The sequence below is a fragment of the Skermanella rosea genome, from assembly GCF_016806835.2.
Taxonomy (GTDB): domain Bacteria; phylum Pseudomonadota; class Alphaproteobacteria; order Azospirillales; family Azospirillaceae; genus Skermanella; species Skermanella rosea.
Genome location: NZ_CP086111.1, coordinates 894,835 through 915,115, shown reverse-complemented (window position 1 = coordinate 915,115; position 20,281 = coordinate 894,835). Strand labels below are relative to the sequence as shown.

The 20,281-nt window shown below is 68.6% G+C and carries 22 protein-coding genes; 13 read left to right on the top strand and 9 right to left on the bottom strand.

Annotation, left to right across the window (positions count from 1 at the left end; translation table 11 throughout):
• Nucleotides 1-236: 236 nt before the first annotated feature.
• A complete protein-coding gene (locus JL101_RS04275) occupies nucleotides 237-1,133 on the bottom strand; it encodes a branched-chain amino acid aminotransferase (protein ID WP_203098351.1) in 897 nt (298 codons plus the stop codon).
• 77 nt (nucleotides 1,134-1,210) lie between these two features.
• On the opposite strand from JL101_RS04275, the gene JL101_RS04270 reads away from it, so the two are divergent.
• The 5 genes from JL101_RS04270 (at nucleotide 1,211) to JL101_RS04250 (ending at nucleotide 7,131) form a co-directional block, all read left to right on the top strand.
• The gene (locus JL101_RS04270; protein ID WP_158044038.1) at nucleotides 1,211-1,717 is read left to right on the top strand and encodes a MarR family winged helix-turn-helix transcriptional regulator; all 507 of its coding nucleotides are present in this window, start codon (nucleotides 1,211-1,213) and stop codon (nucleotides 1,715-1,717) included.
• Between the two features lie 36 nt (nucleotides 1,718-1,753).
• A complete protein-coding gene (locus JL101_RS04265) occupies nucleotides 1,754-2,437 on the top strand; it encodes a response regulator (RefSeq protein WP_203098353.1) in 684 nt (227 codons plus the stop codon).
• A 43-nt stretch (nucleotides 2,438-2,480) separates the two neighbouring features.
• Nucleotides 2,481-3,848 carry an ATP-binding protein gene (locus JL101_RS04260; protein WP_203098355.1) on the top strand — a complete coding sequence of 456 codons (1,368 nt, stop codon included), beginning with the start codon at nucleotides 2,481-2,483 and terminating at the stop codon, nucleotides 3,846-3,848.
• Between the two features lie 153 nt (nucleotides 3,849-4,001).
• The gene (locus JL101_RS04255) at nucleotides 4,002-5,162 is read left to right on the top strand and encodes an HlyD family secretion protein (RefSeq protein ID WP_228435280.1); all 1,161 of its coding nucleotides are present in this window, start codon (nucleotides 4,002-4,004) and stop codon (nucleotides 5,160-5,162) included.
• 4 nt (nucleotides 5,163-5,166) lie between these two features.
• Entirely contained in the window at nucleotides 5,167-7,131 is a 1,965-nt protein-coding gene (locus JL101_RS04250; protein WP_203098359.1) for a glycosyltransferase, read from the top strand.
• Between the two features lie 28 nt (nucleotides 7,132-7,159).
• On the opposite strand, the gene JL101_RS04245 is transcribed toward JL101_RS04250, so the two are convergent.
• The 4 genes from JL101_RS04245 to JL101_RS04230 all read right to left on the bottom strand — a co-directional run bounded on the left by JL101_RS04245 (nucleotide 7,160) and on the right by JL101_RS04230 (nucleotide 10,141).
• Entirely contained in the window at nucleotides 7,160-8,302 is a 1,143-nt protein-coding gene (locus tag JL101_RS04245) for a HAMP domain-containing protein (RefSeq protein ID WP_203098361.1), read from the bottom strand.
• A 141-nt stretch (nucleotides 8,303-8,443) separates the two neighbouring features.
• Nucleotides 8,444-8,779, bottom strand: coding sequence for a tRNA-binding protein (locus JL101_RS04240; RefSeq protein WP_203098525.1), 336 nt, complete (start codon nucleotides 8,777-8,779; stop codon nucleotides 8,444-8,446).
• 157 nt (nucleotides 8,780-8,936) lie between these two features.
• A complete protein-coding gene (locus JL101_RS04235; RefSeq protein ID WP_203098363.1) occupies nucleotides 8,937-9,389 on the bottom strand; it encodes a phasin family protein in 453 nt (150 codons plus the stop codon).
• A gap of 116 nt (nucleotides 9,390-9,505) precedes the next feature.
• Nucleotides 9,506-10,141, bottom strand: coding sequence for a TetR/AcrR family transcriptional regulator (locus JL101_RS04230; protein WP_203098365.1), 636 nt, complete (start codon nucleotides 10,139-10,141; stop codon nucleotides 9,506-9,508).
• A 230-nt stretch (nucleotides 10,142-10,371) separates the two neighbouring features.
• On the opposite strand from JL101_RS04230, the gene JL101_RS04225 reads away from it, so the two are divergent.
• The gene (locus tag JL101_RS04225; protein ID WP_203098367.1) at nucleotides 10,372-11,235 is read left to right on the top strand and encodes a sigma-70 family RNA polymerase sigma factor; all 864 of its coding nucleotides are present in this window, start codon (nucleotides 10,372-10,374) and stop codon (nucleotides 11,233-11,235) included.
• Between the two features lie 9 nt (nucleotides 11,236-11,244).
• On the opposite strand, the gene proC is transcribed toward JL101_RS04225, so the two are convergent.
• The 3 genes from proC to JL101_RS04210 all read right to left on the bottom strand — a co-directional run bounded on the left by proC (nucleotide 11,245) and on the right by JL101_RS04210 (nucleotide 13,206).
• On the bottom strand, nucleotides 11,245-12,060 hold the full coding sequence (gene proC / locus JL101_RS04220; RefSeq protein ID WP_203098369.1) for a pyrroline-5-carboxylate reductase: 816 nt from the start codon (nucleotides 12,058-12,060) through the stop codon (nucleotides 11,245-11,247).
• A 3-nt stretch (nucleotides 12,061-12,063) separates the two neighbouring features.
• Nucleotides 12,064-12,570, bottom strand: a complete 507-nt coding sequence (locus tag JL101_RS04215) for a type III secretion system chaperone family protein (protein ID WP_201077601.1) — start codon at nucleotides 12,568-12,570, stop codon at nucleotides 12,064-12,066.
• A 261-nt stretch (nucleotides 12,571-12,831) separates the two neighbouring features.
• Nucleotides 12,832-13,206, bottom strand: coding sequence for an accessory factor UbiK family protein (locus JL101_RS04210; protein ID WP_203098371.1), 375 nt, complete (start codon nucleotides 13,204-13,206; stop codon nucleotides 12,832-12,834).
• Between the two features lie 220 nt (nucleotides 13,207-13,426).
• Here JL101_RS04210 and lgt point away from each other — a divergent pair, with 220 nt between their 5' ends.
• The 6 genes from lgt to pth all read left to right on the top strand — a co-directional run bounded on the left by lgt (nucleotide 13,427) and on the right by pth (nucleotide 18,740).
• On the top strand, nucleotides 13,427-14,275 hold the full coding sequence (gene lgt / locus JL101_RS04205; protein WP_203098373.1) for a prolipoprotein diacylglyceryl transferase: 849 nt from the start codon (nucleotides 13,427-13,429) through the stop codon (nucleotides 14,273-14,275).
• Entirely contained in the window at nucleotides 14,268-15,365 is a 1,098-nt protein-coding gene (locus tag JL101_RS04200; RefSeq protein WP_228435279.1) for a class I SAM-dependent methyltransferase, read from the top strand. Before lgt ends, JL101_RS04200 begins: the two co-directional genes overlap by 8 nt.
• Nucleotides 15,366-15,410: 45 nt before the next feature.
• On the top strand, nucleotides 15,411-16,181 hold the full coding sequence (pgeF, locus tag JL101_RS04195; RefSeq protein ID WP_203098377.1) for a peptidoglycan editing factor PgeF: 771 nt from the start codon (nucleotides 15,411-15,413) through the stop codon (nucleotides 16,179-16,181).
• A gap of 282 nt (nucleotides 16,182-16,463) precedes the next feature.
• Nucleotides 16,464-17,399, top strand: coding sequence for a ribose-phosphate pyrophosphokinase (locus tag JL101_RS04190; RefSeq protein WP_158044023.1), 936 nt, complete (start codon nucleotides 16,464-16,466; stop codon nucleotides 17,397-17,399).
• Between the two features lie 161 nt (nucleotides 17,400-17,560).
• Nucleotides 17,561-18,172, top strand: a complete 612-nt coding sequence (locus tag JL101_RS04185) for a 50S ribosomal protein L25/general stress protein Ctc (protein WP_203098379.1) — start codon at nucleotides 17,561-17,563, stop codon at nucleotides 18,170-18,172.
• Nucleotides 18,173-18,176: 4 nt separating this feature from the next.
• Nucleotides 18,177-18,740, top strand: coding sequence for an aminoacyl-tRNA hydrolase (pth, locus tag JL101_RS04180; RefSeq protein WP_203098381.1), 564 nt, complete (start codon nucleotides 18,177-18,179; stop codon nucleotides 18,738-18,740).
• 30 nt (nucleotides 18,741-18,770) lie between these two features.
• On the opposite strand, the gene JL101_RS04175 is transcribed toward pth, so the two are convergent.
• A complete protein-coding gene (locus JL101_RS04175; RefSeq protein WP_203098382.1) occupies nucleotides 18,771-18,995 on the bottom strand; it encodes a hypothetical protein in 225 nt (74 codons plus the stop codon).
• 153 nt (nucleotides 18,996-19,148) lie between these two features.
• Here JL101_RS04175 and ychF point away from each other — a divergent pair, with 153 nt between their 5' ends.
• Nucleotides 19,149-20,249 carry a redox-regulated ATPase YchF gene (gene ychF / locus JL101_RS04170; protein WP_203098383.1) on the top strand — a complete coding sequence of 367 codons (1,101 nt, stop codon included), beginning with the start codon at nucleotides 19,149-19,151 and terminating at the stop codon, nucleotides 20,247-20,249.
• Nucleotides 20,250-20,281: the final 32 nt, after the last annotated feature.

The window sequence follows — 20,281 nt, the reverse complement described above, 5'->3', positions numbered from 1 at the left end:
CTGAACAAGATGTCGCAGAGCCCATGACAAAGCTTATAAGTCTATGTAATTTTCGTAACTCCGCGCGACTATAATGTTCGCACCCGGTGAGCACAGCCAAGGCAAGAACAGGATCGCATCACTACATCGGATCGCTTGGAACGGCCGGGCGGAAGGCGCGCCCGCGCAAAGCGAAAGGGCGGCGGAAGCCTGAACTTCCGCCGCCCCCCGGGCATTCCGTGACTGGGCCGGAGAGACTATTCCGCCGCCGCCGCCGCGGTGGCGCCGCGCACCAGGGTGTCGTAGTCGGTCATCAGCGTCTTGCACATCTGGCCGGGCGTGAACTTCAGGTCGTCGATCTGGCCGACCGGTGTCACCTCGGCGGCGGTGCCGGTCAGGAAGATCTCGTCGGCCGTCTTCAGCTCGTCCGGCATGATCGCCCGCTCGATCACCTCGATGCCGCGGCGCTTGGCGAGGTCGATCACCGTGCGGCGGGTGATGCCGTCCAGGAAGCAATCCGGGGTCGGGGTGTGCAGCTTGCCGTCCACCGCCATGAAGAAGTTGGCACCGGTCGCCTCGGCCACGCGGCCGCGATAGTCCAGCATCAGCGCGTCGTGGAATCCTTCGTTCTCGGCGGCGTGCTTGCTCATGGTGCAGATCATGTAGAGGCCGGCGGCCTTGCTGCTGGTCGGCGCGGTGTTGGGAGCGGGGCGCGCCCACTTGCTGGTCTGCAGCTTGATGCCGGCCATCCGCGCCTCCGGCGAGAAGTAGCTCGGCCACTCCCAGCAGGCGATCGCGACATGGATGGTGTTCTGCTGGGCGGAGACGCCCATCATCTCGCTGCCGCGCCACGCGACCGGCCGGACATAGGCGTCGGTGTAGCCCTGCGCCTTGACCACCAGATTGGTCGCCGCGTCGATCTCCTCCACGCTGTAGGGCAGCGAAAAGCCCAGCACCTCGGCGGACTTGGCGAGCCGTTCGGAATGTTCCGTCAGCTTGAAGACGGAACCGTTGTAAACCCGCTCACCTTCGAATACACAGCTTGCATAGTGCAGGCCGTGGGTCAGCACATGGACCTTGGCGTCGCGCCACGGGATCAGTTCGCCATCGAACCAGATCTGGCCCTCGCGGTCATCGAAGGGAAGCATGGACATCACAAAGCACTTTCATTGTTAGATTATGTCTCGGCATGGCGGGTAACACGTAACATTCGGATTGCACTTGTGTCAACATGGCTGACGTAAAAACCGGGGTGAACCCCCTCTTCCTGCGCGAGGAGGAATTGCGCCAGGGCATGGAGCTGCTGTTCTACGCCTATCGCGACTTCACCGCCGAACCCGATGCAATCCTTGGCAAAATCGGCCTCGGGCGTGCCCACCACCGGGTCATCTACTTCATCGGCCGGAACCCCGCGATCACGGTTACAGAGCTGCTATCGATTCTGCGCATAACGAAGCAGAGCCTGTCCAGGGTACTGAGCGAACTGGTCCGGCTGGGCTTCGTGACCCAGCGCCCGGGCGTGCGCGACCGCCGCCAGCGGCTGCTGGAGCTGACCGAAAAGGGCGTCGAGCTGGAGCGCCAGCTGTCCGAGAGCCAGCGCCAGCGGATCGCCAAAGCCTACCGCAAGGCCGGCGCCGTCGCGGTGGAGGGCTTCCGCGAGGTGATGCTGGGCATCATCGACGACGAGGACCGCCCGAAATTCACCGCCAGGATGGACCGCCCGCCCCCCAAACGCTGACAGAACAACGCTGACAAACGCTGACAGGATGCCGCCATGACCGAGGAGATGCCCCACATCCTGGTGGTCGACGACGACCTGAGGCTGCGGGAGGTGCTGCGCAAGTACTTGGTGAAGAACGGGTTCATGGTGACCACGGCGCAGCACGCGGCCGACGCCCGGGCCAAGCTGGGCAGCCTCGCCTTCGACCTGATCGTGCTGGACGTCATGATGCCGGGCGAGAGCGGCCTGGACCTGACCGAGAGCCTGCGGCGGGAAAGCCAAGTACCGATCCTGCTGCTGACCGCGCGGGGCGAGCTGGACGACCGCATCGCCGGGCTGGAAGCCGGCGCCGACGACTACATGAGCAAGCCCTTCGAGCCGCGCGAGCTCGTCCTGCGCATCACCTCGATCCTGCGCCGGGTGCCGCGCCCGGTCGAGCCGATGACCGACCTGCGGATCGGCAAATGGACCTTCGTCCCCGACCGGGAGGAGCTGAGGGCCGGCGACGAGACGGTGCGCCTGACCAGCGCGGAGGCGGCCCTGCTGAGGGTCCTGGCGGGCCGCCCCGGGGCCATCCTGACCCGCGAGGAACTGGCCGACCGCGCCGGCATCGTGGGCAACGCGCGCACCGTGGACGTCCAGGTCAGCCGCCTGCGCAGCAAGCTGGAGGACGATCCCAGGCTGCCGCGCTATCTCCACACCGTGCGCGGCGAGGGTTATGTTCTGAGACCGGAATGACTATACCGGCCGGGTCCCATTCCCGGGTTCACGAGGCAGGGCCATGACGGCGATACATGAACTGACCGCGCGCAGCTACGGTCCCGACCGGCGCGGGCCGCGCGGGCTGATCAAGCGGATGCTGCCCCAGACGCTGTTCGGGCGGTCGCTCCTGATCATCGTCACGCCGGTGATCCTGCTCCAGGTGGTCGCCACCTGGATCTTCTACGACCGGCACTGGGACACCATGACCAACCGGCTCGCCTTCGCGGTGGCCGGCGAGATCGGCATGGTGATCGAGCAGCTGGAGCGCGACGTCTCGATGGCCGACCGGACGGATACGCTGGCCATGGCGGCGCGCACCATGGACCTGATCATCACCTTCGAGCCGGAGGCGGTCATCCCGAACCGCCGGCAGGAGCTGAGCAGCCTGCTGGAGCGCACGCTGGGCATGGCGCTGGACGAGCGCGTGCGGAAGCCCTTCACGGTGGACACCCGGGTCGCCAGCAACTGGGTCGAGATCCGCGTGCAGATGGCCGACGGCGTGCTGTCGGTGATGGCGCCCGAGCGCCGCCTGTTCAGCTCCACGACCTATATCTTCCTGCTCTGGATGGTCGGCGCCGCCATGGTGCTGTTCGCCATCGCGATCATCTTCATGCGCAACCAGATCAGGCCGATCCGCCGGTTGGCCGCGGCGGCGGACGCCTTCGGCAAGGGCCGCGACGTGACCCGGTTCAAACTGGAGGGGGCCGCCGAGGTCCGGCAGGCCGCCGCCGCCTTCCTGGTGATGCGCGAACGCATCCAGCGCCAGATCAGCCAGCGGACCGAGATGCTGGCCGGCGTGTCCCACGACCTGCGCACGCCGCTGACCCGCATGAAGCTCCAGCTCGAGCTGTTCGGCGACGGGCCCGACGTGGACGACCTGAAGACCGACGTGATCGAGATGGAGCAGATGATCGAGGGCTACTTGGCCTTCGCCCGCGGCGAGGGCGCCGAGACGCCGGTCCCGACCGACCTGAACCGCCTGATCAACGAGGCGGTCAGCGCCGCGCGCCGGGACGGGGCCATCGTCGACGTCCACCTGGAGGACGAGATGAGCCTGCCGCTCCGCCCGAACTCGGTCAAGCGCTGCCTGGCCAACCTGATCGGCAACGCCCGGCGCTACGCCGACCATGTCTGGGTCCAGGCCGGGCGGCGCGACGACGCGATCGAGATCACCGTGGACGACGACGGTCCCGGCATACCGGCCGGTTCCCACGAGGACGTGTTCCGACCCTTCTTCCGGCTGGAGGAGTCGCGCAACCGGTCGACCGGCGGCGTCGGCCTGGGCCTGACCATCGCCCGCGACGTGATCAGGAGCCATGGCGGCGACATCACGCTGGCGGAAAGCCCGCGCGGCGGCCTGCGCGCGGTGGTGCGGCTGCCGGTCTGACCCGTCGGCGCCGGCGCCCTGCATATCCCGGTACGCTTACCGATTCTCAACCATCTTCCAGTAATACTTTCCGGAGTTGGAAGTATATTACATGGGAAGATCAAGGTGCCCAACAAATCGGCCAAGCTGATAGCCGGAGCGGTAATATCCGGTTTGGGTATATATATCCTGATCGGCGAGGGTTTCTCGATCGTGAGCAGCGATGCCGTGATCAATGCCCGGGTCGCCGTGGTCAGGTCTCCGATCGACGGATATCTGGAAATGAAACCCCTGGCAATCGGCCAGCGCGTCCATGCCCGCGAGCCGCTGGGCAGCGTCACGGACGAGCGGGCCGACGATGCGCGGGTCCAGGACCTGGAGCGCGCCGCCGACGCCTTGTCGGCGGAGACCGCCCTGCTCCAGGCCAGGCTCGCCGACCTGAAGGGCAGCAGGGCGGAACTGGCCGGACGTACCTTGTCCTACCAGGAGGGCCGGCTCCGCCAGCTCCGCGCCCAGATCGACGAGGCGGAGGCCATGCTGGCCGGCGCCCGGGCGACCAGCCAGGAGTCCGAAGCCACCCTGGTGCGGGCCGAGGAGCTGAAGGCCAAGGGCATCCAGTCCGCGGCCTTGCTGGACAAGGCGAGCGCCAGCCACAGCGTCGCGGCCCTGGCCGCGAAGGCGGCCGCCGCCCGGGTCGAGACGCTGAGGATCCAGCACGCGGCGGCATCCAAGGGCACCTTCCTGGGCGACAGCTACAACGACACGCCCTATTCCAGCCAGCGGACGATGGAACTGGACCTGCTGGCCGCCGAACTGCGCGCCGGCCTGGAGGAACGCACCGGCCGGCTCGCCAAGGTGCGCGACCACATCGCCGTGGAGCGCCAGCGGGTCGGCCGGATGCGCGAGGCGTTCCTGAACTCCCCCGTGGACGGCCGGGTCTGGGAAGCGGCGCTGGGCGCCGGCGAATATGCCCGAAAGGGCCAGGACATCCTGCGCCTGCTGGACTGCTCGACCACGGTGGTCACCGCGTCGGTCGGCGAGCGCGACTACAACCGCCTGCGGGTCGGGGATCCGGCCCGGTTCCGGCTGGCCGGCACGCGCCGGAGCTACGACGCGGTGGTCCTCCGGCTCGCCGGCTCGGGCGCCGCGACGGTCTACAACAACATGGCGATCAGCCCGGGGCCGGACCATCTCCAGCGCTACGACGTGGCCCTGTCGGTGCCCGGCCTGCTGCATGACCCGGAGGCGAACTGCGCGGTCGGCCGGACCGGCAAGATCTCGTTCTCCGGCATCGGCGACGCGACCGGACGGCTGCGCTCCTGGCTGGACCTGTAGGCCGATGGTCTTCTCGGCCCTGGAGGCCGGCCTGGCGCCGTCGCTGGTGATCGCCGGGCTGGCCCTGGCGGTGCTGCCGTTCTGCTCGACCTCCGACGTGCGGGTGCGCGCCGTGCTGTTCCTGGTGTCGGTCGGCATGGGCTGGCGCTACATCGCGTGGCGGCTGGCCGAGACGCTGCCGCCGCCGGCGCTCGACGCCGATTTCGTCTGCGGCGCCGCCTTCATGACGCTGGAAACCCTGGTGATGCTGGGGTCCACGCTGTCGTCGCTGATCCTGTCCAGGACCCGCGACCGGCGGGACGAGGCCACGGCGAACGCGCGGTGGTGGCCGGCCGACCGGCCGCCGCAGGTGGACGTCCTGATCACCACCTACAACGAGGAGGAGGCGATCCTGTCGCGGACGATCGCCGGCGCGCTGGGCATCGACCACCCCGCGCTCCGGGTCTGGGTGCTGGACGACGGCCGCCGGGACTGGCTGCGCGACCTGTGCGCCGCCCGGGGCGTCGGCTACCTGACGCGGCCCGACAACAGCCACGCCAAGGCCGGCAACATCAACAACGGCCTGGCGCACCTGGCGACCCTGGAAAGGGAACCGGAATTCATCGTCGTGCTCGACGCCGACTTCGTCGCCCACGACGACTTCGTCAGCCGCACGCTGGCCCTGTTCCACGATCCCACGGTCGGGCTGGTCCAGACGCCGCAGCATTTCTTCAATCCCGACCCGATCCAGTCGAACCTGCGAATCGGGCGGGCCTATCCGGACGAGCAGCGCTTCTTCTTCGACCATCTCATGGCCTGCCGGGACGCCTGGGGCATCGCCTTCTGCTGCGGCACCTCCTCGATGATGCGCTGGGATGGGCTGAAGGCGATCGGCGGCTTCCCGACCGACAGCGTGACCGAGGACTTCCTGGTCACGCTGCGCCTGAAGCAGCACGGGCTGCGCACCGTCTACCTGAACGAGCGGCTGAGCGACGGCCTGGCCCCGGAGGGGATGAAGGAGTACGTGACCCAGCGCGGGCGCTGGTGCCTGGGGCTGATGCAGATCGTCCGCGGCCCGCTCAGCCCGTTCCGGAGCAACCGGCTGGACTGGATGGACCGGCTCGGCCTGCTGGACGCCCTGCTCTACTGGAGCTCGACCTTCTATTTCCGGCTGGCCTGCCTGCTGATCCCGGCGCTCTACTGGTGGTTCGGCATCAGCGCGGTGAACGCGCCGTTCCACGACGTGGTGGCCTATTTCATACCCTATTTCGTCGCCGTCATGATCGCGCTGAACTGGACCACGCAGGCCAAGATCATCCCGATCATGAACGATGTCAGCCAGGTGCTGACCATGTTCGAGATCAACCGGGCAGTATTCACCGGCCTGCTGCGGCCCGAGGGCCAGAAGTTCAAGGTCACCGCCAAGGGCGGCGAGCGCAGCCGGCGGATCGTGCAATGGGTCATGATGCGGCGGTTCGGCGCGCTGGCGCTGATGACGGCCGGCGGCATGGTCTATGCCATGCTGTCGGATTACGCCCCGGACGGCGGCGCCGGGGACGGAAAGCTGGTAATCCTGTTCTGGAGCTTCTACAACCTGATCGTCCTGCTGCTGGCGATGACCGTCTGCATCGAATTGCCCCGGCTGCGCGGCGACGAACGCTATCCGACCGACGAGCAGGTCGAGATGGAATTGGCCGGCGACCTGATCCCGGCGCGCCTGATCGACATCTCGATCGGTGGAGCGCGTATCCAGGGGGCCGTCCCGACGGATGTCGGCGAGGGCTTCCTGCTCCATGTCGCCGATGTCGGGGTGATGCCGGTCACGGTCGTCAACGAGCGCGACGGCGCATTCGTGGTGAAGTTCCTGCACGACGCCGAGACCCGCGACAGGATGATCCGGAAGATCTATTCGGACGATTACCAGCTCAACGTATCGCGGGTGAACTGGCAGGGCCTGCTGGCCGGGCTCGGCAGCCGGGCGGCCCAGTAGGCCGCCGGCGGCGCGGAGCCCAGCCGGTTCAGGCGGCGGGGGCCTTGGACCGGCCGGCCACGCGCCGCCGCAGCCTCGCGTCGAGGTCGACCAGCGCGCTGGAGAGCCGGAAAACCTCGGCATAGGAACGGGTGTAGGGGATGCGGGCGTCGTGGTCGTACTCGCGGATCCGGTCGGCAGCCTCCGCGATCTCCAGCAGCGGCCGGGTGATCCGCTTCGCCAGCACCGATCCGGCGAACGCGGCGGCCAGCGCCGCGCCCAGGCCGAGCAGCGCCAGGTTCCACTGGAACCGCCGGATCGGGGCCAGGACCTTGTCGGCGTCCTGGCGCACCACCACGGCCCAGCCGAGCCCCGGATAATCGCGATGCCCCGCCGTGAGGGTGGCGGCGGTCAGGTAGTCGCGGCCGTCGGGCCAGGTCTCCAGGCCGTAGCGCGTGCCGCCCTGGCGCGCGGCGCCCAGGCTGAGCAGGTCCAGCTTCCCGCCGGTCAGGTCTTCCGGCCCCAGGAGGACGTCGCCTTCGGCGCTGACGATCAGCGCTTCGGCGCTCTCGCTCCGGTCGCCGCGGACATCGAGGACCGAGGCGGTGATCTCCTCTCCCCACGACCAGCTGAGATGGGCTCCCAGGACACCGAGCGGAACGCCGTCGGCACGCCTGAGCGGCATGGCGACGTCGACGAAGCGCAGGGGATCGCCCTTGGCGTTCGGCGGCAGTTTCTTGGCGAGGAGCACCGCCTCGTGGACGTCGCCGGCGAACATGTTCCGGCTGCCGGCCCGGAACCAAGGCCTGCCCGACACGTCGGCGCCCTCGAGCAGGCGCCCGGTGCTGACGAGGACCTTGCCCTCCGGGCTCGCCAGGCCGACCCAGGCATATTCGGGAGAGCTCCGCTGGAGGGTCTCGAGCTTGACCCGCAGCCGGTCCGGATCGGAGTCGGTTTCCAGGGTTTCCTGGATCCGGCCGATCATCCGGATGTCCTGCCACCGCTCGAACATGCTGCGATCCAGCTTGTCGGCGATCTGGGCACTGAGATCCAGCGCGCCGGCGCCCGCCTGGTCGCGGAGGCGGCTGCCGATCGTCCCGTTGGCGAGCAGGCTGACCCCGGCCACCGGCGCGATGCACAGCACCGCGATGCTGATGGACAGGAGAGTGGAAAGACTTCTTGGGTTTTCCATGAATTACCGCAAAACTGTAGTAATGGCGAGCATGATGCATCGCCATTTACAGGACGCAGTAAGTCATCACCGCTTTACATCGGATGAACGAGCGGGAATTTTCTCAAACGACGTCTGTCGGCCGGAGCCGGGAAAGCGGGGTCAGTACAGCCGCCCGCCGTCCGGAACCTTGCGCTCCGGCGTGACCAGCACGACGTCGCCGTTCTTGTCTGGAAAGCCCAGGACCAGCACCTCGGACATGAACTTTCCGATCTGCTTCGGCGGGAAATTGACGACGCCGGCGACCTGACGGCCGACCAGTGTCTCGGGCGAATAGTGGCGGGTGATCTGGGCGGAGGTGCGGCGGACCCCGATCTCCGGACCGAAATCCACCTGGAGCTTGTAGGCCGGCCGGCGCGCCTCGGGATAGGGCTCCACGGCGGTGATCGTCCCGACGCGGATGTCGACCTTCAGGAAATCCTCGAAGCCGATGTTCATGGTGGCCGTCATTTCGGTCTTGCCCGTCATCCGCAGTCCCCCTTCTTTTTCAGGGCGCGCAGGCTACCGGCAGGACACCTGAAAAACAAGGCCGCCGCCGGTTGCCCGGCGGCGGCCCCGGTGTCCCGCGGACGGCGGACCGCTGCCTCGGTGGCGCTTACTTCGCCGCCTTGGCCTTGGCGACGACCGACTTCAGCTCTTCCAGGCTCTCGCTGACGCGCTTGTTGATCACGTCGGCGGCCTCGGAGTTGGACTTGGTGACCAGCTCGGCCAATTCGCGGGTGTTGGCCAGGGCCTTCTCGAAGGCGGCCTTCACGAGGTCGGCCTGCTTGGCGACCTTCTCCTCCGGCGAGCCGGCGGCGAGCAGCTCGGAGACGATGGAGGTGGTCTGCTCGATGGTCTGGCGCAGGATCTCGGACTGGCGGCGGGCGACGGCCTGGAAACCCTCGAACGCGAGCTGGTTGGCGGCGGTCAGGGCCTGGATGTTCTTCTGCTGCGCGGCGAGCGCGGACTCGACATCGACGCCGGGAAGCTTGAATTCGGACATCAGCTTCGACACGTCGGTGAACTTGGAAACGTCGACGTCGAAGAACGGGTTAGTCTTTGCCATGTGCCATCCCCTTGAGAGCATTCGTCGTTGCTGCGCCGCAACAGGTGTGATGCCACATCATGCAGATTGCGCAATTCTGCGTCAACTTCTTTTGTGCAGCGCAACAACAACGCCCCTCAGACCGTTCCGCCGGGTTGGGCCGGGGAGTCGTCGGGCCGGGGAGCGCCGCCGCGGTCCCCGCGGGAGCGCAGGGTGCGGGAGAATTGCTCGGCCTGGCGCAGCCTGGCGTCGAGCGCCGCCATGGTGCGCGACAGGTCGGCGCTGTCGTCGGTCAGCCAGACCCTCATGACCGCCAGGTAGACCGCCCCCAGGCCCTTGACCCGGAGCGCGCCCGCGAAGCCGTCCGCCGAGATCCCCGCGGCCTCCAGCATCCAGGCGAGCGACCGCCGCAGGGAGCACGCGTGCCACGCGGCGGCGACCGGATCGGAGCGCAGGTCGCGGGAAATGCTCTCCACCGCGGCCCGGTAGGGGGTCAGTGCGTCAAAGCGGCGCATCATGACGTCGAACAGCCGGTCGCGCGCGGATTCCCCCTCGTCGCCCTCCCCGCCTCCGGCCAGCACGGCCTCGTCGATCTGGCGGGTGAACCCGCGCAGGATGTCGGGTTTGCCCGGAAAGATCCGGTATATGTCGGCCAGCGACAGCTTGGCCTCGGCCGCGATGTCGGCCATGGTCGTGGCCCGCCATCCCTTGTCCGCGGCCTGCCTCATGGCGGCATCGATGATTTGGCGCGACAGATCAGCCTTCTTGGCCATGGTTTCCGTGATTCCCGTGCAGTTCGTTTGCCATGCCCTTAAGATTGGGCCGCCGGCGCGGATGCCAAAGCCCCCGGGCCGGAACCCCGTCGATTATGCCGGACCGCCAGGCCGAAATGCCCTGTCCGGCGGTGACGATCGGCGCGATGGGGAGTTGACTGTGTGCAAGGGCATGCGATGCTGCCGCGCCTCCCCCGTCGGGCGCGAAACCTGCTTCGGGCATGAAAACCATGACTGCTTCGTTCGGCTGGGCCTCCGGCTGCCTCATGACACTGGCTCACCGGCTTCCCTATCTGACCCCCGATGAGGAGCGCGACTTGGCCTTGCGCTCGGCGGCCGGCGACCAGATCGCGGCCGAGCGGCTGGTCGCGAGCCACCTGCGCGTCGTGGTCCGGATCGCCCGCAGCTACGGACGGTTCGGCCTGCCGGTGAACGATCTGATCCAGGAGGGGACGCTGGGCCTGATCCAGGCCGTCCGCAAGTTCAACCCGGACGGCGGGGCGCGGCTCGGCACCTACGCCATGTGGTGGATCCGGGCCTCGATCCAGGATTACGTGGTCCGGTCCTGGTCGCTGGTGCGGGTCGGCAAGACCGCCGCGCACAAGGCCCTGTTCTTCGCCCTGAAGAAGGTCGCCGCGGAACGGAAGACCTCGTCCGACGGGCTCGACGACGAGGCTCTGGCCGTGCTGGCGACCCGGTTCGACATGCCGCCCGCCGAGGTCTCGGGCCTTGCCCACCGGATCGCGCGGCTCGACCAGTCGCTCGACCTGCCGGCCGGCGACGGCGAGGAGGCGGAAAGCCTGCTGGACCGGCTGCCCGCCGACCAGCCGAGCCCGGAGGAGATCGTCGAGCAGCGCAGCATGGGCCGGACCTGGAGCGGCCTGATCGACCGGGCGCTGGCCATGCTGCCGGCGCGCGAGGCCGCTATCATCCGCCACCGCCACATGAGCGAGGCGGCGCCGACCTTCGAGGCGATCGGGCGGGAACTCGGCATCTCCAAGGACCGGGTGCGGCAGCTCGAGAAACGCGCCCTGCTGCGCCTGCGCGAGATGCTTCAGCCGCTCGCGGCCGCCCACGGCATGCCGGGCGGCTGACCGGGAGAGTCAGCCCGCCAGCTGGCGCGACCGGGCCGTGGCGGCGGCGATGGCGCGGTCGAACAATGGCTGGATCCCGTCCGCCGCCATCAGCACCTCAAGCGCGGCCTGGGTGGTCCCGTTGGGGCTGGTGACGTTCCGGCGCAGCACGGAGGCCGGTTCGGCCGACCGCATCGCCAGTTCGCCGCTGCCCGCTACCGTGGCCCGGGCGATCCGCATCGCCAGGTCTTCCGGAAGGCCGGCGGCCACGCCGGCTTTCGCCAGCGTCTCGATCAGCAGGAAGACATAGGCGGGACCGCCGCCCGATACCGCCGTGACGGCGTCCAGCAGCCCCTCGTCCTCGACCCAGGCGACCTGCCCGACCGCTCCCAGCAGCGTATCGCACAGGCGGCGCTGATCCTCGGTGACCGCGTCGTTGGGAACGGCGACGGTCATGCCGCGGCCGACCGAGGCCGGGGTGTTCGGCATGGCGCGGACGATCGCCGCCTGCGCGCCCAGGCGCTCGGCGAAGTAGCCGACGGTCTTGCCGGCGGCGATCGACAGGAACACCGTGCCCGGACGGGCGAAGGAGGCGTAGCCGGGGACCACCTCGTCCATCACCTGCGGCTTGACGGCGAACACCACCACGTCGGGATCGAAGCCCGGCGGGATCCGGGACGGCCCGGCGCAGCGCACGATTCGGTGCTCCCCGGGCGGCGCGTCGGCCCCGAAGGCGCCCTGCGGCTCGACCACGACCACATCGTCGACCGTCCGCGCGGCGAACCAGCCGTCCAGCATGGCGCCGCCCATCTTGCCGCACCCGACCAGAAGCAGCGAGCAACCCATGGCTCAGGCCTCCCCCACCGTGTCCAGGATGGCCGCGGTGACGGCTTCCGACGCCGACTTGCCGCCGGAGATGACGAACTGGAAGGCGGGATAGAAGCGCTCGCACTCCATCAGGGCGATCTCGACCAGGTCCTCCATCTGCTCGACGCTCGCCCGCGGGGCGCCGCGCAGCAGCGTCGTGTGGCGGAACATGGGGGTGTGCTCGTCGGGGCAGACGTCGAAATGGCCAAGCCACATCTTGGCATTGACCTCCGACAGCAGCTCGTTGAGCTCGTGCCGGCGGGCCTTGGTCGCCTTCATGTCGAACTGGCAGGAGAACTGCATCGCGCTCACCTCGCCCTGCCAGACGAAATAGAGGCGGTAATCGCACCAGCGCGCGGCGATCTCGACGATCAGCTCATCCTCGTTGGAACGGTCGAACGGCCACTCGTTGGCGACGACGATCTCCTCGACGATATCCAGCGGATTGAGCGTTGACGTGGGCGTTTCTTCGACGGCGACTGCCGACATGCCTGCGACTCCCTGATCGCGCGGTGAACGGCGTTCGCCCCGGCCGACACCGGAAACGGCCCGATCCCGAGGGCCCAGCCGGCTTGTACCGTCTGATCTACTATGCCCCGAGATGTCGTATCCAGGTGGTCATGGGGCTACTACCCCGAGGACCGTGACAGAACGGCCCCACACTCGCAACAGAATTCCATAAATTTGCACATGAGGCGACCGCCCGCGACCGGGCGGGCCGCGGACGTATCGCCGGCCGGGCGGGGGCGGTCAGGCGCCGCCGGAAGCGGAACCGGGCCTAAGCTCCCCCGCCTCGTCCGCCGCGGGCTTGGCGGCATGGCCGCCGGCCGGGCGTTTCGGGGCGGCCGTCTCGTGGGCCAGCTCGCGTTCGGCGAGCAGGGTCGCGACCAGGGCTTCCAGCGCGGTCACCCGGTCCGCCAGGTCCTCCTGCTCGGATCGGGCCTTGACGGCCATCTCGCGGGCCGCCTCGAACTCCTCCCGGCTGACCAGGTCCATCCGGCTGAGGATGCGTTCGAACTGCTGGCGCACCTGTGCCTCGACCTCACCGCGCAAGCCGGTCAGCGCGCCGACCGCGCCGCCCGCCACCCGGGCCAGATCGTCGAGAAGCTTGTTATCGACCTGCATGGATCCGTATCCTCCAAAGAGACACCATTATGGGGATGGACCGGGGCCGAATCAACGCCGCATCGGCCGGCCGGACGCATCCGGGACGGCAGGGGTGCCTTGCGGCGGTGCGGCAAGGGAGCCTATAAGGTCGCCAGCCCCGGCGGGTTACCCCGTCCCCTGGCCAGTCCCGCGGGCGGATTTTCCCGGGGCCGCCGCCGCACCGAAGTCGAACCGCGCCATGCTTGCCATCCTGTTCCCCGCCATCGACCCGGTCGCGATCCAGATCGGCCCCATCGCGATCCGCTGGTACGCCCTGGCCTACCTGGTCGGCTTCGTCGCCGGGTGGCGCTACTGCATCCATCTGGCGCGCAAGGACGACCGGCCGCCGACCGCGGTCGACTTCGACGATTTCCTGACCTGGGCGGTGATCGGCGTGATCCTGGGCGGTCGGATCGGCTACGTGCTTTTCTACAATACCGGGTACTACCTGAGCAATCCGCTGGAGGCGCTGGCGGTCTGGCACGGCGGCATGTCGTTCCACGGCGGCCTGCTGGGAGTGATGGCGGCGATCCTGCTGTTCTCGCGCCGGCGGGGCTTCTCGCCGCTGGCGCTGGGCGACCTGATCGCCTGCGCCGCGCCCATCGGCCTGTTCTTCGGGCGCATCGCCAACTTCGTCAATGCCGAGCTGTGGGGCCGCGTGGCCGACGTGCCCTGGGCGGTGATCTTCCCGGGGGAACGGGCCGGCGGCCTGCCCCGTCATCCCAGCCAGCTCTACGAGGCGGTGCTGGAGGGGCTGGTGCTGTTCACCGTGCTGGCCGTGCTGGCGCGGCGCCCGTCGGTCAGGTCCCGGCCCGGGCTGCTGGCCGGAATCTTCTTCATCGGCTACGGCCTGTCGCGGATCTTCGCCGAGTATTTCCGGGAGCCAGACCCGCAGCTGGGCTTCCTGCTGGGCGGCCACGCCACCATGGGCCAGATCCTGTCCGTCCCCATGGTGCTGTTCGGGCTGGCGCTGGTGGTCCATGCCCGGCGCAAGGGCCGGACGGACGCCCGGCGGACGGCCGGCCGGGCGGATGCGCGGGATGGATGACGGCGGCCTGGCCGGGCACCTGAGGCGGCGTATCGCCGTGGAGGGGCCGATCTCCGTGGCGGCCTTCATGGGCGACGCCCTGGGGCACCCGCAGCACGGCTACTACATCACCGCCGACCGGTTCGGCGCCGCCGGCGACTTCGTGACGGCGCCGGAGATCAGCCAGATGTTCGGGGAGCTGATCGGCCTGTGGTGCGCCCATACCTGGTCGGCGATGGGCGCGCCCGACCAGGTCAACCTGGTGGAGTTGGGACCCGGGCGCGGCACCCTGATGCGCGACGCCCTGCGGGCCGCCGCCATGGTGCCGCAGTTCCGCCACGCCGCCCGGGTCCATCTGGTCGAGACCAGCCCGGTCCTGCGCGAACGGCAGCGCGAGCTGCTGGCGCCGGCCCTGGGGGAGCGCCCTCCCCGCTGGCACGACGCGCTGGCCGGGGTGCCGGACGGCCCGCTGCTGGTGATCGCCAACGAGTTCTTCGACGCCCTGCCGATCCGGCAGTTCGAGAAGACCGCGCACGGCTGGACCGAGCGGATGGTCGATTTCGACGAGGCGGAGGGCTGCTTCCGCTTCGTGCTCGACCGCCGGCCGGGACCCGTCGAGGCGCTGATCCCGGCCGCCATACGGGAGGCGCCGCCGGGCAGCGTGTTCGAGGCGTGCCCCGCCGCGATGGCGGTCGCGCACGAGCTGGGCGTCCGGCTGGCGGCGTCGGGCGGGGCCGCCCTGATCGTCGATTACGGCCATCCGGTCTCCGCGGCCGGCGAGACGCTCCAGGCGGTGCGGCGCCACGCCTTCGTGCCGGTGCTGGAGGCGCCCGGGACGGCCGACCTGACGGCCCACGTGGATTTCGGGATGCTGGCCGACGCGGCCCGGTCCGGCGGCGCCCGGACCTGGGGGCCGACCACGCAGGGCGCCTTCCTGGCCGCCCTGGGTATCCGGGAGCGCGCCGGCCAGCTGCGCCGGCGGGCGACGCCGGAGCAGGCGGCGGACATCGATTCGGCCGTCCATCGCTTGATCGACGGTTCAGAGATGGGCACACTGTTCAAGGTCCTTGCCCTCACCGATCCCCGGCAGGAGGGTGCCGCGGGGATCTGACGGGCCGAGCATCAAGGACCCGACATTGGAGCACTGGACCCTGACGTGATCACACTCGGCGCGCTGAACGACATTCCGGCCATCCGGCACGGCTTCTTCACCAAGCGGGGAGGCGTCAGCACGGGCATCTACGCTTCCCTGAACTGCGGGCTCGGATCGAACGACGACCCCCGCCACGTCGCCGAGAACCGGCGCCGATGCGCCGCGGCGTTCGACCTGGAGCCCGACCGGCTGGTCACGCTCTACCAGGTCCACAGCCCCGACGTGGTGACGGTGGAACGGCCCTGGCGGCCCGGCGAGACGCCGCCCCGCGCCGATGCCATGGTGACCGCGACCCCGGGCGTGGCGCTCGGCATCCTGACCGCCGACTGCGTCCCGGTCCTGTTCGCCGACGCCGAGGCCGGCGTGATCGGGGCCGCGCATGCCGGGTGGAAGGGCGCCAAGGCCGGCGTGATCGAGGCGACGATCGGCGCCATGAAGGCCCTGGGTGCCCGTCCCGAACGCATCGTGGCGGCCATCGGCCCCTGCATCGCCCAGCGCTCCTACGAGGTCGGGCCGGAGTTCCCGGCGCCGTTCCTCGACGAGGACGCGGCGAACGGCGATTTCTTCGCGCCGGCGCGCCGGGCCGGGCACTTCATGTTCGACGTCGGCGGCTATGTCGCGCGCCGGCTCGGCCGCAGCGGCGTCGCGGCGCTCCAGCGCTGCCCGAACGACACGGTGGCCGAGGAGGACCGCTTCTTCAGCTATCGCCGGGCGACCCTGCGCGGCGAGGCGGACTACGGCCGCGGCATCTCGGTCATCGTCCGGCAGTCCTGAGGACCCGCGCCGATGCCCTACACGATCATGCTCATCGCTTTCTGCGTGCTGGGACTGATGGTGAGTTGCGTCATCTGACGTGGCTTTCCGCCCGGCGAGGAACAGGGCGCCGCCTCCGTGCGTTGACCCCATGTGCAGGGTGCATGGGGGCCGCGACGGCCGTCATCGAACATTTACATGACGGGGGCGGGCTGATATGGTCCCGGCCGATTTCGTGCTGCACCGGTTCCGGACAATCGGGGCGGCGTCAACGGCACTATTTCCAGAAGAGAGCTGCGAAGTATGAAAGTCATTGCCGGCAACAGCAACCGGCCGCTGGCCGAAGCGATCTCGGCCGCACTCAACGTGCCGTTGACCAAGGCCAGCATTCGCCGTTTCTCGGACATGGAAGTGTTCGTCGAGATCCTGGAGAACGTCCGCGGCGAGGACGTGTTCGTCATCCAGTCGACTTCGTACCCCGCCAACGACAACCTGATGGAGCTGCTGGTCACCATCGATGCGCTGCGCCGCGGATCCGCGCGCCGCATCACGGCCGTGCTGCCTTATTACGGCTATGCCCGCCAGGACCGCAAGACGGGTCCGCGGACGCCGATCTCGGCCAAGCTGGTGGCCAACCTGATCACCATGGCCGGGGCCAACCGCGTGCTGACGCTGGACCTGCACGCCGGCCAGATCCAGGGCTTCTTCGACATCCCGCTGGACAACCTGGAGGGTGCGCCGGTCTTCGTCCGCCACATCCAGGAGACCACCAAGCACGGCGAGCAGCTTGTCATCGTGTCGCCGGACGTCGGTGGCGTGGTGCGCGCTCGCGCCATCGCCAAGCGGCTCGACGCCGACCTGGCGATCATCGACAAGCGCCGCGAGCGGGCCGGCGTGTCCGAGGTGATGAACATCATCGGCGAGGTCGAGGGACGGCGCTGCATCCTGGTGGACGACATCGTCGACAGCGGCGGCACCCTGTGCAACGCCGCCGCCGCCCTGATGAAGGAAGGCGCGAAGTCGGTCAGCGCCTATGTCACCCACGGCGTGCTGTCCGGCGGCGCCGTCGCCCGCGTGTCGTCGTCGCCGCTGGAGATGCTGGTGACCACCGACAGCATCCAGGCGACCGAGGCCGTGCGCGTGTCGCGCAACGTGCGCCAGCTCACCATCGCCCCGCTCATCGCGGAGGCGATCACCCGGATCAGCGAGGAACGGTCGGTTTCCAGCCTGTTCAACTGACCGGATCATTCAGGAATTCGCGGGAGCCTCGGGAAGGCTCCCCGCACAGGGACCTGCGGTCGGCGCCGAGCAAGGCGGCCGCGGTACGCCAGCACCCCTGGAGGCTGGCGTTCACCCAAAGGCGGCCCGGAGCGGCCGCCTTGTCATTGGAGTAGTAGAGTATGTCCGAAGCTACAGTTCTCGCCGCCGAGGCGCGCGACCGGGCCGGCAAGGGGGTTGCCCGTCAGACGCGCCGCGCAGGCCGGATCCCCGCCGTGATCTACGGCAACAAGGAAAAGCCGGTGATGATCTCGCTGGACCGGTTGAAGTTCGACCGCATCCTGCGCACCCCGGGCTTCTTCACGCATCTGTTCGACGTCAAGGTCGGCGACGCGTCCTACCATGTGCTCCCGCGCGACGTGCAGTTCGACCCGGTCACCGACACGCCGATCCATGTCGACTTCCTGCGCGTCAGCGGGGAAGCCAGGATCACCGTCGAAGTCCCGGTCGAGTTCGTCAACCAGGAGAAGTCGCCGGGCCTGAAGCGCGGCGGCATGCTGAACATCGTCCGCCACGCGATCGAGGTCGAGTGCGGCGCCGAGGAGATCCCGGAGCACATCACCGTGGACCTGACCGGTTTCGACCTTGGCGATTCGATCCACATCAGCGCGGTCACGCTGCCGGCCGGCGTCAAGCCGACCATCACCGACCGCGACTTCACGGTCGCGACCATCGCCGCCCCGTCGGCGGTGAAGTCCGAAGCCGCCGGCGAGGAGCCGGAGGCGCAGGAGTAAGCCCATGCTGCTGCTGGTGGGTCTGGGCAATCCAGGATCGGAATATGCCCGCAACCGGCACAATATCGGCTTCATGGCGGTGGACGAGATCGTCCGCCGCCATGGCTTCGGCCCCTGGCGCAGGCGCTTCCAGGGCCAGAGCTGCGACGGCTCGGTCGATGCGGAGAAGGTGCTGGCGTTGAAGCCGCACACCTTCATGAATCTTTCCGGCCAGTCCGTCGGCGAGGCGATGCGGTTCTTCAAGCTCGCCCCGCCCCAGGTGATCGTGATCCACGACGACCTCGACCTCGCCCCCGGGAAAGTCAGGGTGAAGCAGGGCGGCGGCCATGGCGGCCATAACGGCCTGCGCTCGATCGACGACCATATCGGCAAGGATTACTGGCGCATCCGGCTCGGCATCGGGCATCCCGGCCACAAGGACCAGGTCCACGGCTATGTCCTGCATGATTTCAGCAAGACCGAGCAATCCTGGCTGGAACCGCTGCTCGACACGGTCTCGCGGGAGTTTCCGCTGATGGTCGCGGGGCAGCCCGAGAAGTTCGCCAGCCGCGTCGCGCTGGGCGCCTGAGCCCCGCGGTCCGGCAGCTTCCCCGGCCCTTCAGTCCTTGCCGCCGCCCTTCTTCAGGGCATCCACAAGCTTGCGCTGGAACCTGCCGCCGTCGCGCCGGGTCGCCAGGAACTGGCGTACCGCGCTCTGGGCGGTCTCCCGGTCGTAGGGCACCTTGCCTTCGCTGGCGAGATCGAGGCGTTGGATCACCTTGGGGTCGAGGCTGCTCCGCAGGGCGGCCATCTGGCGCAGCAGTTCCTGGCGCGGATCGGACATGGTCGGCGGATCTCCCCTTTTCGATAGGGCTATCATAGCATGAGCCGCACGGGGCCGTACGGGACTTTCGTTTTAGTCCCCGGTGCCGCATATAACCTGCCAGACGGGCCGGACGCCGGCCCCCGGCAAATCTCTTGAAAGCGACGGCATCCCATGGGTTTCAACTGCGGCATCGTCGGCCTGCCGAATGTGGGCAAGTCCACTCTGTTCAACGCGCTGACCGCCACCCAGGCGGCCGAAGCGGCCAACTTCCCGTTCTGCACCAAGGAGCCGAACGTCGGCCGCGTCGGCGTGCCCGACCCCAGGCTGGACAAGATCGCCGCCATCGCGAAGTCGGCGAAGATCATCCCGACCCAGCTCGAATTCGTCGACATCGCCGGCCTGATCCGGGGCGCGAGCAAGGGCGAAGGGCTGGGCAACCAGTTCCTGGGCAACATCCGCGAGGTCGATGCCATCGTCCATGTGCTGCGCTGCTTCGAGGACGACGACATCACCCATGTCGAGGGCGGCATCGACCCGATCCGCGACGCCGAGACCGTCGAGACCGAGCTGATGCTGGCCGACATGGACGGCCTGGAGCGCCGGCTGACCGCCACCCAGAAGAAGGCCAAGGGCGGCGACAAGGAAGCCAAGGCGACCGCCGACATGATGGAGCGCGCGCTGGCGGTCCTCCAGGCCGGCAAGCCCGCCCGGACGCTGGAGGTGTCCGCGGACGAACAGCCGCTGTTCAAGTCGCTGCTGCTGCTGACCGGGAAGCCTGTCGTCTATGTCTGCAATGTCGAGGAAGCCTCGGCCGCGACCGGCAACGCCCTGTCGGCCAAGGTCGCCGAAATGGCGAAGGCGCAGGGCGCGGCCAGCGTCGTCGTCTCCGCGGCGATCGAGTCGGAGGTGGCCCAACTCGCCGACGCGGCGGAAAAGGCGGAATTCCTGGAGACCCTGGGGCTGGAAGAGCCGGGGCTGAACCGGGTGATTCGCGCCGGGTATGCCCTGCTCGACCTGATCACCTTCTTCACGGTGGGTCCCAAGGAGGCACGGGCCTGGACGGTGCGACGCAACGCGAAGGCTCCCGAGGCCGCCGGCGCGATCCACAGCGACTTCGAACGGGGATTCATCCGGGCGGAGACGATCGATTATAACAGCTTTGTCACACTGGGCGGCGAACAGGCTGCAAAAGAAGCGGGAAAGATGCGGCAGGAAGGCAAAGAGTATGTCGTTCAGGACGGCGACATCTTCCATTTCCGCTTTAACGTGTGAGACTGCGAGGTCATTATCACCTTACTCCAAAC